Genomic DNA, 14,499 nt, shown 5'->3' on the forward strand with positions numbered 1-14,499 from the left:
CGCCGCGTCGACACCCCGTCAGTTGAAGACGATGGTCTTGTTGCCGTGAGTGAGGACGCGGCCCTCGAGGTGGTAGCGCAGGCCGCGGGCGAGGACCCAGCGTTCGACGTCGCGGCCCTTGCGGATCAGGTCCTGCACGCCGTCGTCGTGGCGGATGCGGGTGACGTCCTGCTCGATGATCGGGCCGGCGTCGAGGTCCTCGGTGACGTAGTGGCAGGTGGCGCCGATCAGCTTCACGCCGCGGGCGAAGGCCTGGTGATAGGGGCGGGTGCCGACGAACGACGGCAGGAAGCTGTGGTGGATGTTGAGGATACGCTCGGGGTATTCGTCGCAGAGCGTGGGCGGCAGGATCTGCATGTAGCGCGCCAGCACGATGGCATCGGGCGCCAGCTCGGCGAGGCGCGCCTGCAGGGTGGCAAAGGCGGCCGCGCGGTCTGCGCGCGGCACGGGGATGTGCTCGAACGGGATGCCGTAGCAATCCGCCAGCGGTGCCAGGTCGCGGTGGTTGGAAAGGATCGCCGGGATCTCCATCGGCAGTTCGTCGTTGCTCCAGCGGGCCAGCAGGTCGCTGAGACAGTGCGGTTCGCGCGAGACCATCAGCACCACGCGCGGGCGGGTGTCGGCCCCCGCCAGCCACCAGTCCATGCCAAGATCGCGGGCCAGTTCATCCAGCCGTTCACGCAGGGCGGGCTCGGCATCGATGGGCAGCGAGAATACCCAGCGCATGAAGAACCAGCCGGCCTCGGCATCGGTGTGCTGGGCCGCCTCGGTGATCCAGCCATCGGTATTCGCGATTGCGTTGGCAATGCGCGCGACGATTCCGTGCTGATCGGGGCAGCGGATACTCAGCCGAAAACGGGGTCGATCATCCATGTCGTTTAAGTATCCCGAATAAGGTCAAGGGCGGGTTTCACCACGAAGCGCGCAAAGGCGCGGAGAAGATCATGGACATTTTTACCACAGAGGGCATCGCCCCAAGCGAAGTCATCCCGGAAACCGCGCAGCGGTTATCCGGGATCTCCCGGGGTTGGCGATGCGTCGGTGGCAGCCTTGGAAGATCCCGGCTCTCCGCTGCGCTGCGGCCGGGATGACGAGATTCTGCTACGCATCGGGTCCGGGCGGTGCCAAAGGATCAATGCGATTCGCGGCGCGCCTCAGCATCCTGCCTCCCACAAAGCCATCCCCGGTTATCTCCGTGACCTCTGTGGTTCATTCGCCTTGCCCTCTTCATCTCTTCGTGCGCTTCGTGGTGAACAAATCGGCGCAAGGAAGGACGGGGCGGGTCAGGCAGATTCGCGGCGCAGGCCGGTGGGGATGGAGAAGGTGATGGTCTCTTCGCGGCCGGCGAGTTCGGAGACGGCGTCGACGCCGTGTCCGCGCAGGAAGTCGAGCACCTCGTTGACCAGGACCTCCGGGGCCGAGGCGCCGGCGGTGACGCCAATGCGGCTCTTGCCCTCGAGCCAGGCCGGGTCGATGTCGGCTGCGCCGTCCACCAGATAGGACTCCACGCCCATGCGTGCGCCGATCTCGCTCAGGCGGTTGGAGTTCGAGCTGTTCTTCGAGCCGACCACTAGTAGCAGGTCGCATTGCTTCGCCAGGTCCTTCACCGCGTCCTGGCGGTTCTGGGTGGCGTAGCAGATGTCCATCTTGCGCGGGCCTTCGATCTTCGGGAAGCGCGCGGTGAGGGCGTCGATGATCCCGGCGGTGTCGTCCATCGACAGCGTGGTCTGGGACACGAAGGCAAGCCGGTCGGGGTTGGCCACCTCGAGGTTCTCGACGTCCGCGATGGTCTCGACCAGCATCATGCTCCCGCCCCGGGAATCATCGAACTGGCCCAGGGTGCCCTCGACCTCGGGGTGCCCGGCGTGGCCGATCAGCACCACCTCGCGGCCCTCGCGGGCATAGCGCGCTACCTCCAGATGCACCTTGGTGACCAGCGGGCAGGTGGCGTCGAACACCGTCAGGCCGCGTTGTTCGGCCTCCTGCTGCACACGCTTGGGCACGCCGTGGGCGGAAAAGATCACCACCTGGCCGTCGGGGACCTCGTCCAGCTCGTCGACGAAGCGCACGCCGGCATCCGTCAGACGCCCGACCACGTGCCGGTTGTGCACCACTTCATGGCGGACGTACAGCGGCGCGCCGTAGATCTCCAGGGCGCGTTCCACGATCTCGATGGCGCGTTCCACCCCGGCGCAGAAACCGCGCGGATTGGCGAGCTGGGCCTGCATGCTCATAGGAGACTCTCCTGCGACCTATTGCGGTTCACTTACCGATAGCACATCCACCTCGAAGGTGAAGTTCTGCCCCGCCAGCGGGTGGTTGAAATCCACCGTCACGGTGTCGTCCTCCACCGCTTCGATGCGGCCGGGTACGGCATCGCCGGCCGGGCTGTTGAACTCGTAGATGTAGTCCACTTCCAGCGGCAGGTCGGCCGGGAACTGCGAGCGCGGCATCTGCTGTACCGCCGCCTGGTCCCGAAACGGGAACATGACGCCGGCCTCGATCGCAAATTCCCGGTGGTCGCCCGCGATCAGACCGACCAGCAGATCCTCCAGCCCGGGCAGGATTTCGCCGGAACCGATCTCCAGGGTGATGGGTTCTTCGCCCGTCCCGTCCACGACAAAGCCGTTTTCCAGGATCAGGCGGTAGTGCATCTCGATGTGCGCGCCCTTGGTGGCCGTGGTCATGTGTGCTCCCGACTAGTCTGTGTTGCCCGAGTGGCTGCGATCGCCCTCGATGAAGGTGGCGACGATCAGCGTGATCGCCCCTACAACAATGGCCATGTCCGCCACGTTGAAGGCCGGCCAGTGATAGCCCGCCCAGTGAAAGTCCAGAAAATCCACCACCGCGCCGTAGCGCACGCGGTCGATCAGGTTGCCGATGGCGCCGCCCAGCACCAGGCCCAGGGCGGTCACCGACCACCAGGCCTGGCGTGGCAGGCGGGCCAGCCAGACGAGGATCAGAAGCCCGATCACCACGGCAATGCCGGTCAGCAGCCAGCGGCCCCAGTCCCCGGCCCCGGCCAGAAAGCTGAAGGCCGCACCCGGGTTGTACACCAGCGACAGGTTGAAGAAGCTCGTGACCTCGACCGGCGCGAACAGCGTCAGCGCATGCTCCGCCCAGACCTTGGTGACCTGGTCGGCCAGCACGATGGCCACCGCGATCAGCAGCCCCGGGCCGAGGCCGGACCCCCGCAAGCCCATCAAGCGAAACGCCGGGTCTCGCCCGGGCCGTCCACGTTACTGACGCAGCGCCCGCACAGTTCCGGATGCTGGGTGTGTTGACCGACGTCCGGGCGGCGGTGCCAGCAGCGGGCGCACTTGGGCTGTTCGCTCTTGTGCACCGCCACGCCCAGCGGCGTCCCGTCGCCGAGTTCCGCGGCATGCGCAGCTTCCGGTGCGGCGCCTTCGGCGAGGCGTGCCTCGGAGGTGATCAGCACGAAGCGCAATTCGTCTCCGAGGCGTTCCAGCAGGCTGCGGGCACTCGAGTCGGCCGGCAGGTGCAGGTCGATCTCGGCATTCAGCGAGGCGCCGATGCCCTGCTCGTTGCGCGCCAGTTCCAGGGCGCGGGCGACATGGGTGCGCACCTCCAGGATGCGGTCCCAGTCGCCATCGGAGAACGTGGCGTCTTCCGGCAGGGGCGCCAGCCCCTCGTACCAGGTGGCGAACAGCACGCTGTCCGGACGCTCGCCGGGCAGCAGTTCCCAGATCTCCTCGGCGGTGAAGGTCAGGATCGGGGCCACCCAGCGGGTCAGGGCCTCGGCTACGTGATACAGCGCGGTCTGTGCCGAGCGGCGGGCGTGCGAGTCTGCCTGGGTGGTGTACTGACGATCCTTGATCACGTCCAGGTAGAAACTGCCCAGCTCCACCGAGCAGAAGTTGTGTACCCGCTGGTAGATCTGGTGGAACTGGTAGCCGTCGTAGGCCTGCGTGACCTGGCCCTGTACCTGCAGTGCGCGGGCGACGATCCAGCGATCCAGTGGCAGTAGATCCTCCAGCGGCAGGGCGTGTTCGGCCGGCTCGAAGCCGTTCAGGTTGCCCAGCAGGAAGCGCGTCGTGTTGCGGATGCGGCGATAGGCATCGGCGGTGCGGTCGAGGATGTCCTTGGAGATCGCCATCTCGCCGGAGAAGTCGGTCGCCGCGACCCACAGGCGCAGGATGTCCGCCCCCAGGGTGGAGACCACCTCTTGTGGCGCGACCACGTTGCCGCGCGACTTGGACATCTTCTCGCCCTTCTCGTCCACCGTGAAGCCGTGGGTCAGCACCGCCTTGTAGGGCGCCTCGCCACGCATGGCCACGCTGGTCAGCAGGCTGGACTGGAACCAGCCGCGGTGCTGGTCCGAGCCCTCCAGGAACAGGTCCACCGGCAGCTCGCCCAGTTCCGGGCGTTTCTCCACGACCGTGGAGTGCAGCACGCCGGAGTCGAACCAGACGTCCAGCGTGTCGTTGAGCTTCACGTAGTCGTCGGCCTTCTCGCCCAGCAATTCCTGCGGATCCAGCTGGAACCAGGCCTCGATACCGTCGCGCTCGATGCGCTGTGCGATGGTCTCGATCAGCTCCGCGGTATGCGGATGCAGGCGGTTGGTTTCCTTGTGCACGAAGAACGGGATCGGCACGCCCCAGTTGCGCTGGCGCGAGATGCACCAGTCCGGGCGGTTGACCACCATCCCGTGGATCCGGGCCTGGCCCCAGCTCGGCATCCACTCCGTGTCGGCGATGGCCTTCAGGGCATCGGCGCGCAGCTCGGCGCGGTCCATGCTGATGAACCACTGCGGCGTCGCGCGGAAGATGATCGGGGTCTTGTGGCGCCAGCAATGCGGATAGCTGTGCTCGAACTTTACCGCCACGATCAGCGCGGCGTGCTCCTTCAGCACGTCGATCACGTGGCCGTTGGCCTGGTGCACGTTCTCGCCGGCGAAGTGCGGGGTGTCGGGCAGGAAGCGGCCATCCGGGCCCACCGGGTTTTCCACCGGCAGGCTGTACTGCAGCCCGACCGCATAGTCCTCCTGGCCGTGGCCGGGGGCGGTGTGCACCGCGCCGGTACCGGTCTCGGTGGTCACGTGATCGCCGAGGATCAGCGGCACGTCGCGCTCCAGGAACGGGTGGCGCAGCATCAGGCCTTCCAGTGCCTGACCCTTGGTGCGTGCCACGATGTGGCCTTCGCCCAGGGAGTAGCGCGCCAGGCAGTCCTCGACCAGGTCCTCCGCCAGCAGGATGCGCTCGTGTTCCAGCTCCACCAGGGCGTAGTCCAGTTCCGGGTGCAGGGCGACCGCCTGGTTGGCCGGCAGGGTCCAGGGGGTGGTGGTCCAGATCACCACGCTGATCGGGCCGCGCGAGCCGTCGATGCCGTCGAAGCGGCGCAGGAAGTCGATGTCGTCGACCACGCGAAAGCGTACGTCGATCGCCTGCGAGAACTTGTCCTCATACTCGACCTCGGCCTCGGCCAGGGCCGAGCCGCAGTCCACACACCAGTGCACCGGCTTCTCGCCCATCTGCACGTGGCCGCGCTTGAAGATGGTGCCCAGCGCGCGGACGGTGTCCGCCTCCACCTGGTAGTTCATGGTCAGGTAGGGGTTGTCCCAGTCTCCCAATACGCCCAGGCGCTGGAAGTCCGCGCTCTGGCCGTCCACCTGCTCCTGGGCGTATTCGCGACAGGCCTTGCGGAAGGTCGCGGCGTCCACGTCGCGCCCGGCCTTGCCCAGCTTCTGTTCCACCTTCAGCTCGATCGGCAGGCCGTGGCAGTCCCAGCCCGGCACGTAGGGGGCGTCGAAGCCGGCCAGCGTGCGGCTCTTCACGATCACGTCCTTGAGGATCTTGTTGACCGCGTGGCCGACGTGGATCGAGCCGTTCGCATACGGAGGGCCGTCGGCCAGCACGAAGCGCGGCCGCCCGGCGCAGTATTCGCGCAGGCGCTGGTAGCGGTCCTCGGCTTTCCAGGCCTCCAGCCACTCCGGCTCCCGCGTCGCCAGGCCGGCGCGCATGGGGAAGGCCGTCTCGGGCAGGTTGAGGGTGTCCTTGTAGGGGTTCGGCGGTGCCGGTTTGCGTGCCATTAGCGAGTTCCGGATCGGCCCTGCGGGCCGGTTTCAGTCGTGTGCGGAGAGTTGCGTGCGGGCGGTTTCGACGTCACGCGCGATCTGCGCGCGCAGCGTCTCCAGTCCCTCGAAGCGTTGTTCGCCGCGCACCTGCGCGACGGGTTCAAAACAGACGGCCTCGCCGTACAGGTCGGGCTGGCCCTCGAGTACGTGGGCCTCCAGACGCTGTTCGGTGCCACCCACCGTCGGACGCCAGCCGATGTTGGCGACGGCGGGCAGGGCCTCGCCGGAGGCCCGGCGCAGCCAGCCGGAGTACACCCCGCGCAGTGCCAGCGGCCATGGCCCCAGGCGCAGGTTCGCGGTAGGAAAGCCGATGGTGCGCCCGCGCTTGTCGCCGTGTGCAACCCGGCCGTGCAGCCGGTAGGGCCGCCCCAGGAGCTCCGCCACGCGGGCGAAGTCGCCGGCGACGGCGGCGGCACGCACCCGCGTGCTGCTGATGCGCCCCTCGGCGTCACGCACCGTCGGGGTGGATTCGACGGTGAAGCCGAGACGTTTGCCGGCCGTCTGCAGGGCCGACTGATCGCCCTCGCGTCCGCGTCCGAAACGGAAGTCGTCGCCCACCAGCACATGGCGGGCGCCCAGACGGCGATGCAGGACCTCCTCCATGAAGGCCGTGGCCGAAAGCCCCGCCAGCTGCGCGTCGAAACGCAGGACCCAGGCTGCGCCGAGGGCGCTGTCGCCCAGCGTCACCAGGCGATCGCGCAGCCGCTGCAGGCGGCCGGGTGGCGCGGGGGCCTGGGAGCGTGCGGCGAAGTACTCGCGGGGCAACGGCTCGAAGGTCATCAGGAGCGCCGGCGCCTGGCGATCCTGCGCCGCCTCGAGTAGCCGTCCCAGAACAGCCTGATGACCACGATGCAGACCATCAAAGTTGCCAATGGTCACCACCGCGCCATGCATGCCGGCTGCCTCGAACGCCTTGCTGTCGGCCGGCCCCAGGCCGCGAATCAGCCGCATCGCCCCGATCCCGCGCAAAACCGAAAGTATAACCCGCCGGGGCCTTCCCCGGCATCATTGATCGGTGCCTTCGCGCAGCAGCAAGTGGTGCGGGCGCACACCGGTCAGCCACAACGTGGCGGCGAGTGTGGCGGTGCCGGCCAGGATCAGGCCGGTGAGCGCCAGCAGGCGGGTGTCGACGGGCCACTCGGTCCACTGGCCGAACTCCGGCGAGAGCCAGATCAGCACCCCGATCATCGCGGCGAGCCCCAGGGGCAGCCCCAGGCGTAACGAGCGCAAACCCGGTCCTGGCTGGTAGATGCCCTCGCGGATCAGCCCGCGGTAGAGCAGCCCGGCGTTGATATAGGCCGAGGCCGAGGTGGCCAGCGCCAGTCCGGCGTGCGCTCCGGGCGTGCCGGAGAGGTACCACGGCAGCACAAAGGCGCCGTTCAGCACCATGTTCCAGAGCATGGCGATGATCGCGATCTTCACCGGGGTCTTGGTGTCCTGGCGAGCGAAGAAGCCAGGCGCCAGCACCTTGATCAGGATGAAGCCGGGCAGGCCCAGGGCATAGGCCGCCAGGGCCATCGCGGTCATGTAGGTATCGAACTGGGTGAAGGCCTGATACTGGATCAGCGTGGCCAGGATCGGCACTGCCAGCACGACCAGGCCGACCATGGAGGGCAGCGCGACCAGCATCGCCAGGCGCAGGGCCCAGTCCAGGGTGCGACCGAAGGCGGCCGGGTCGGCCAGGTTGTACTGCCGCGCCAGGCGCGGAAGGATCACCGTGCCGATCGCGATCCCGAACAGGGCCAGCGGCAGCTCCACGAAGCGGTCGCCGAAGTACAGCCAGGAGATTGATCCGGCCACCAGGAACGACGCGATCAGGGTGTCCACCAGCAGGTTGATCTGTACCACCGAGGTCCCGAGGATCGCCGGCAGCATCAGCTTCACGATCCGGCGCACCCCCTCGTGGGCGCGTCCAAAGCGCGGGCGCGGCAGTAGCCCCGCGCGCCACAGAAAGGGGATCTGGAAGGCCAGTTGCAGGGCCCCGGCGATAAACACCCCCCAGGCGAGGGCGACCACCGGCTCGTCGAACATCGGCGCCAGCCACAGCGCGGCGACGATCATCGACAGGTTCAGGAAGACCGGGGTGAAGGCCGGCACCGCAAAGCGCCCGATGCTGTTGAGAATGCCGGCTGCCATCGCGGTCAGGGAGATGAACAGCAGATACGGGAAGGTGATCCGCAGCATGGCTGCGGCGAGGTCCTGGCGCCCGGCCTCCTGGGTGCCCAGCCCCGGGGCGAACACCCAGATCAGTGCCGGCGCCGCCAGGATCCCGATCAGGGTCACGACGGTGACCACTGTCATCAGGGTGCCGGCGGTGTGATCCAGCAAATCACGCAGGGCCTCGCGTCCGCGCTTCTCGCGAAACTCCGCGAACACCGGAACGAAGGCCTGGTTGAAGGCGCCCTCGGCGAACAGTCGGCGCAGAAAATTCGGGATGCGGAAGGCGACGAAAAAGGCGTCGGTGGCCGGGCCGGCGCCGAAGGTGACCGCCAGCACCATGTCGCGCAGATAGCCCATGATCCGGGAGATCATGGTCATGCCACTGACGACGGCGGTGGAGCGAAACAGGCGGTTCATCGCGTGCGGGAGCAGCCTTCGGGAAAGCCCCGCAGTGTACTTGAATCATTCTCGATGAACTTCTGCATCCACCACGAAGCGCACGCTCAAGAGCGATTGCACCACAGAGGTCGCAGAGGACGCAGGGGTTAGGGAGGGCGTTGGGTGGTGGGTAGGATGCTGATGAGCGTAGCGAATCGCATCGATCCGGGGACGGCCCGACCCCGATGCGTTTCACTGCGTTCAACGCATCCTACCCGTTACTTCCAAGTCAAGAGCGATCGCACACAGAGGGCACAGAGGGGATAGGGGGTCGTTTGGTAGTGAATACAGAACGCCGGACACGAAAAAGGCCGCCCGGAGGCGGCCTTTTCGGACGGTCCAACGAAGGAGCCGTCAGCCTTGGGAGTGGCGCCTTAGATGGCGGTCACTTCGCCGGCGGCCAGGCCCTTGGCGGTTTCCTGGATTTCAAAGGAGACCTTCTGGCCTTCGGCCAGGGTCTTGAAACCCGAACCGCTGATCGCGGAAAAATGGACGAACACGTCCTTGCCGCCATCATCGGGGGTAATGAAACCAAAACCCTTGCTCTCGTTGAACCACTTCACAACACCAGTATTCACAACTTGTAACCTCTTCATGTAACTAACAAATGTGTTCGTGGCATGCTGCCAACAGATCAACGGGAGCACTGGTTCAGAAACTAGAAACTTCCTAGTGTTGTCGCTCAACCACGAATCACGCTCCCGACTATACGCGCCATCCCAGGCAAAATCCAACGCACCTTCATGAACCTTTTTTGGCGCTGCGAAGCCGATTTTCCGGGTTGGGTCGCGGTCCACGTCCGAACCGCACAAGGCCGCGAAGAAGGGCAGCGTCAAGAGCGTTTCCACCGCAATTTTCTGCGTGCGAAACCGAAACGGGCGTCAGAGTTGGCGGATGTCGACGAAGCTGCCGCGGGTCGTGTGGCGCAGGCGCGGCAGGGCATCCAGGATGGCGCGCGCGGCGTTTTCCGGGTCGGGCATGTCCGGGGTGCCGCGCGCCGCCTTCAGGCGCTGGAGTACCGGGAAGCTCTCGCGGTCGGCCTCGTCGCACAGGTAGTCCTGCATCGCGGTGTCGACCAGGCCCGGGGCGAAGGCGTTGATGGCGGTCTCTTCGGGGAATTCGTGCGCGTAGAGCTGCATCATCATGTTCAGCGCGGCCTTGGACAGCGAATAGCCGCTCCAGCCGGCATGCCCGGAGACCGACGCGCCGGAGGAGATCGCGATGATCTGGCCGACGGCCACACGATGCTTCAGCAGCGCGTCGAGGATGACCTTGTTGGCGAAGGTGTTCACGTCCATCAGCAGGCGCAACTCGTCCATCGGCGCGTCCTGCATGCGCTGCATGTGGCCCAGTAGCCCGGCGTTGAGCACCACCAGATCAACGCGGTCCACGCCGCCCAGCAGTCGCTCCATTGCGGCCCCGGTGGCGTTGAAATCGCCCAGATCCACTTTTTCGTCGCCGCTCACCCCGGCCTCGGGGCAGCCGCGCCGGCTCATGCCGTAGACGCGGGCGCCTTGTTCCAGCAACACCCGGGTCATCCCCAGACCCAGGCCACTGGAATTGCCGGTGACGAGTGCCGAACCGAAACCGCTGTCCTGCATGTCGTTCTCCTTGGTTTTTCTGTTGGGCAGATTGTCTACCACGAAGCGCACGAAGGCACGAAGAAGGGCCAGGTCAAGACAGATTCCACCACGGAGGGCGCAGAGAAAACCGCAAAGACTTCAGGCGGATTGGCAGCGTATCGGGTCGAGGCCCGGCAGTTCCGTGAGACGGATGCGATTCGCGGCGCTCATCCTCCCCACTCCATTGCCCTGAGTTTGCTCCGTGCCCTCGTGCGCTTCGTGGTGCACACAAAAAGCGCCTACCCTGGTGTGTGTGCGCGTTCCTTCCATTCGCGTTCGAGCTGGGTGGCGGGCATCGGGCGGCCGAGCAGGAAGCCCTGGACCTCGTCGCAGCCCATCTCGCGCAGGAATGCGTGCTGCTGTTCGGTCTCCACGCCCTCGGCCAGGACCCGCAACTTCAGGGTTTTGCCCAGGCCGATGATCGCGCGGGTGATCGCCTCGTCGTCCGGGTCGTTGCCGATACCCCAAGTGAATTCACGGTCGATCTTCAGCGTGGTCAGCGGCAGCCGCCGCAGGTAGCGCAGGGACGACTGCCCGGTGCCGAAGTCGTCGATCGCCACCGAGACGCCCAGACGCACCAGACGCTGGAGCATCTCGGCCGCCGCGTCGATATCCTCGACCAGCACGCTCTCGGTGATCTCCACCTCCAGGCGCTCGGGGGCGAGCCCGGCCGCCTGCAGGGTTTCCAGGATGCGCTCGGGCAGCTCGGGGTCGGCGAACTGCCGGGCGGACAGGTTGATGGCCAGGCGCAGCGGTGGCAGGCCCAGGCGATCCCATTCCGCCAGTTGCCGGGTGGCGGTGCGCAGGACCCAGTCGCCGATGGGCACGATCAGCCCGGTCTTCTCCGCCAGCGGGATGAATTCGCCCGGCGACACCATTCCGCGCTCGGGGTGGCGCCAGCGGATCAGGGTCTCGACACCGACAGTGTGGCCGCGATCCAGTCCGATCTGCGGCTGATAGTGGAGCTCGAATTCTTGCTGGCGAAGCGCGCCACGCAGTCCCTGTTCCAGCTCCAGCTGTTCGCGCGCCTGGGTGTTCAGCTCCTGGGTATAGAAGCGGCAGGTGTTGCCGCCAGAACCCTTGGCCTCGTGCAGGGCGCTGGTGGCATGGCGCAGCAGGTCGTCCTTGCCGCGCGCATCCTGCGGGAACAGGCTGATGCCCACGCTGCTGGTGGCGACATGCTGGCCCTTCCCGAGCGCAAACGGTTCCGAGCAGTGATCCAGAATGGCCTGCGCGCGTTCCTGCGCATGGGCGAGGTCCTCGATCTCGGTCAGGATCACGGCGAACTCGTCGGAGGCCAGTCGGGCCAGGGTATCGCGCGGGCGCAGGAGGTTTTGCAAGCGCCGGGCCAGGGCGTTCAACAGGGCGTCCCCGGCGTCGTGGCCCAGGGTGCTGTTGATGGAGGTGAAACGATCGATGTCCAGCAGCAGTACCGCCAGCGATTCCCCCTGACGCTCGGCCTCGCCCAGGGCGGCGCGCAATCGGCTGCGCAGCCCGGTGCGGTTGGGCAGGCCCGTCAGGGCGTCGAAATTCACCAGCTTGAACAGCGCCTGCTCGGTTTTCTCGCGCTCGGTCAGGTCCTGATGGATGCCGAGGATGCGGGCGGGCGGATCCGCGGCGCGCTCGCCCTCGGCCAGCATGTAGCGTTCCTCGCCGTTGGGCAGTAGCAGGCGGTGCCGAATCGAGAAACGCTCGGTTTCCCCGTTGGCCAGGCGCAGCAGGGCAAAGGCCAGGGCCGCGCGGTCATCCGGATGGGTGGCTTCGACCAGCGCCTCGCGGGGCATGGAGCGGGGCCGGTCTTCATGCCCGAACAGGACGCTGGCACTGGGTGACAGCTGGAGTTCGTCGGTCTCCAGTACGAACTCCCAGTGGCCGATCCGGGCTACCCGCTGCGCGGCCACCAGGCGCCGATGACTGTCCTGCAGGGCCTGTTCGGCGCGCATGCGCTCTTGCACCTGACGGGTCAGCAGGTCGATGGCCTCGCGCAGGTGTTCGGCCTGTTCCGGCGTGTCGGCGGGGTGCCCCGGCCGCTGCTCGCGCAGCACCACGAACTGCACGTGTTCATGCGTGTGCTGGCAGGTTCCGATATCGAGCAGGGCCGGCCGCGACTGGCCGTCCTCGCAGAGGAGTTCAACAGGGTCGCGGCGGGGGATCCAGCCATCCGCGCGCGTCGATTCGCGCAGCCGTTCGAGTAGATCGAAGGCCGGATCGCGGGGTGTGATCAGGGCAGCCAGGTCGCGTCCGTCCAGGCTGCAGGCGGTCGTGCCGAACAAGCGTTCCGCCGCCGGGTTGGCGTAGCGCACGTGGCCATCGGCCGTGACGAACAGCACCGCCTCGCTCAGGGCGTTGACCAGATCGATCGGCGCTGGGCTGTGCATGGCTTCCAGGGCGTAGGTCATCCTGACACTCCACCCTTGGACCCGGTCCCCGCGGCGGCGCCCCAACGATAATCCGCCTCCACCAGGTTGCCGCTGCCGTGATAGCGAACCTGCTCGCAGAGCTGACGCACCAGGTTCAGACCGCGCCCCCATAGGCGCTTGTCGCCACGGCCTTCCAGGGCCTCCTGGATCTGGCGGTGGTCAAAGCCCGGCCCGCTGTCGCGCACCCGGATGCGGATGCAGTGCTGGCCGGCCATGGGCCGGTAGCGCAGGGAGATGCCGATCCGGCCGCGAATGTCGCGCAGCCCCTCGGTCCGCTGCTGGTAGTACTGCTCGAAGCCCTCCACCGTGGCCTTCATGTCGGAGTCCAGGCGCAATACGCCGTGTTCGAAGCCGTTGTTGCAAAGCTCGGCGATCACCGTCTGCAGCGCCTCTGCGTGTCCACCCCCCAGGTTCGGCAGCCATTCCAGCAGCTGGGTTCGGGCGGCACCGACCAGATCAACCTCGGCCAGGCGCTGGTCACTGGCCTCCAGCGACCAGCGCAGGGTGCCCCGGAGCTGGCGATCCTGCGGGTGCTCGCTCTCGGTGACCACGGCGGGAGAGCAGTCGATGGTCACCAGGGTCATGTCGTCGGTGGGTGTCTGATCGCCGCAGTGGGCCTCCAGCGCCTCGCGGATGCGCTCGAAGGCGTCCTCGGCAGATCGGCTCGCCTGGCAGTCCCGAAGGATCGTGTCTTCGCCGAACGCGGTCCCGGCGACATCGGTGGCCTCCAGCACCCCGTCGCTGACCAGCGTGAGCCAGTCGCCCTCGTCGAGGTCGAAGGAACGGGCGCCGGTATCGTGGTCGAGGCGGCCGAGGATGCCCAGGGGCATGGCCTGGGACTGGATGCGCCGTACCCGGTCCTGTTGCGTGTTGCACAGCCAGGCATCGGGCATGCCGCCGTTCCACAGGCGGACCCGGCGGCCGTCCGCGGAAAACGTGGCGAGCAGCGCGCCCATGAACATCGCGGCTGGCAGGAAGTCGTGCAGGACGTGGTTCAGCTCGTGCAGCAGTTCCTGGTCGTCCACGCCCTCCTGGGTCAGGGTGTGAAAGGTCTCGCTGACCGGATACGTCCCGATCGCGGCAGTCAGGCCGTGGCCGGTGAAGTCCCCGACCAGCACGCGCAGGGCTCCGTCGGGGGTGTACCCGGAGAGCACGACGTCGCCGCTGAAGGTGGAGGCCGCGTAGCGGTGCAGCCGCAACCGATCCAGGCCGCGATTGCGGCGGGTGATGGCGCGCGAGAACAGGCCTTCGGCGGTCTCTTCTTCCCAGGCCTGGCGAGCCTGGGCGCGCAGCAGGGCCTCATTGCGGCTTTGCAGCCCCGTGTGCAGGTCGCGCAGGCGCTCCATCGCATGGATCTTGGCCTTGAGGACCGCGAGATTCAGCGGCTTGCTGAGGAAATCATCCCCGCCCGACTCGATGCCGCGCAGCAGGGCATTCTCATCGTCCAGGGCGGTCAGGAAGATCACCGGGACGAAGTGGTGGCCCATCTCGGCCTTGATGCGGGAGGTGGCCTGGTAGCCGTCCAACTCCGGCATCATCACGTCCATCAGGATCAGGTCCGGCACTTGCTCGCGGCAGGCCTCCACGGCCGCAAGACCGTTGTTGGCCTCGCGGATTCGGTATCCGGCGCCCATCAGCATCATTCGCAGCAGGCGGCGGTTGTGCGGGTCGTCGTCGACCACCAGCACCTGCCCCTCGCCGGAGATCAGATCGCCCGGCGAGGATTCGTTGCTGGTCGGGATGTTGGTCTGTTCGTCCACGACCC

Annotated in this window: 11 protein-coding genes; all 11 read right to left on the reverse strand. The window is 67.0% G+C overall.

Annotated features, from left to right (window positions below; translation table 11 throughout):
• Positions 1–18: 18 nt before the first annotated feature.
• The 11 genes from purU to G335_RS0100470 all read right to left on the reverse strand — a co-directional run bounded on the left by purU (position 19) and on the right by G335_RS0100470 (position 14,494).
• On the reverse strand, positions 19–873 hold the full coding sequence (gene purU / locus G335_RS0100420; RefSeq protein ID WP_018175582.1) for a formyltetrahydrofolate deformylase: 855 nt from the start codon (positions 871–873) through the stop codon (positions 19–21).
• Positions 874–1,283: 410 nt separating this feature from the next.
• Positions 1,284–2,234, reverse strand: a complete 951-nt coding sequence (gene ispH / locus G335_RS0100425) for a 4-hydroxy-3-methylbut-2-enyl diphosphate reductase (RefSeq protein WP_018175583.1) — start codon at positions 2,232–2,234, stop codon at positions 1,284–1,286.
• 18 nt (positions 2,235–2,252) lie between these two features.
• Positions 2,253–2,687 (reverse strand): peptidylprolyl isomerase, encoded by a 435-nt coding sequence (locus G335_RS0100430; RefSeq protein WP_018169270.1) that lies wholly within the window; start codon positions 2,685–2,687, stop codon positions 2,253–2,255.
• 12 nt (positions 2,688–2,699) lie between these two features.
• Positions 2,700–3,203, reverse strand: a complete 504-nt coding sequence (lspA, locus tag G335_RS0100435; RefSeq protein ID WP_018169269.1) for a signal peptidase II — start codon at positions 3,201–3,203, stop codon at positions 2,700–2,702.
• Positions 3,203–6,049: an isoleucine--tRNA ligase gene (gene ileS, locus G335_RS0100440; protein WP_018175584.1), complete on the reverse strand. Its 2,847-nt coding sequence runs from the start codon at positions 6,047–6,049 to the stop codon at positions 3,203–3,205. Before ileS ends, lspA begins: the two co-directional genes overlap by 1 nt.
• A gap of 33 nt (positions 6,050–6,082) precedes the next feature.
• Positions 6,083–7,045 (reverse strand): bifunctional riboflavin kinase/FAD synthetase, encoded by a 963-nt coding sequence (gene ribF, locus G335_RS0100445; protein ID WP_018169267.1) that lies wholly within the window; start codon positions 7,043–7,045, stop codon positions 6,083–6,085.
• 54 nt (positions 7,046–7,099) lie between these two features.
• A complete protein-coding gene (gene murJ / locus G335_RS0100450) occupies positions 7,100–8,671 on the reverse strand; it encodes a murein biosynthesis integral membrane protein MurJ (RefSeq protein WP_018169266.1) in 1,572 nt (523 codons plus the stop codon).
• Between the two features lie 395 nt (positions 8,672–9,066).
• A complete protein-coding gene (locus G335_RS0100455) occupies positions 9,067–9,288 on the reverse strand; it encodes a cold-shock protein (RefSeq protein WP_196799411.1) in 222 nt (73 codons plus the stop codon).
• Positions 9,289–9,573: 285 nt separating this feature from the next.
• Positions 9,574–10,293, reverse strand: a complete 720-nt coding sequence (locus tag G335_RS0100460) for an SDR family NAD(P)-dependent oxidoreductase (protein WP_018169265.1) — start codon at positions 10,291–10,293, stop codon at positions 9,574–9,576.
• 260 nt (positions 10,294–10,553) lie between these two features.
• On the reverse strand, positions 10,554–12,713 hold the full coding sequence (locus tag G335_RS0100465; protein WP_018175585.1) for a bifunctional diguanylate cyclase/phosphodiesterase: 2,160 nt from the start codon (positions 12,711–12,713) through the stop codon (positions 10,554–10,556).
• Positions 12,710–14,494 carry a SpoIIE family protein phosphatase gene (locus G335_RS0100470; RefSeq protein ID WP_018175586.1) on the reverse strand — a complete coding sequence of 595 codons (1,785 nt, stop codon included), beginning with the start codon at positions 14,492–14,494 and terminating at the stop codon, positions 12,710–12,712. The genes G335_RS0100465 and G335_RS0100470 overlap by 4 nt, the downstream gene beginning before the upstream one ends.
• Positions 14,495–14,499: the final 5 nt, after the last annotated feature.

It is taken from the genome of Thioalkalivibrio sp. AKL8, from assembly GCF_000380525.1.
In the GTDB taxonomy this organism is placed as follows: Bacteria; Pseudomonadota; Gammaproteobacteria; order Ectothiorhodospirales; family Ectothiorhodospiraceae; genus Thioalkalivibrio; species Thioalkalivibrio versutus.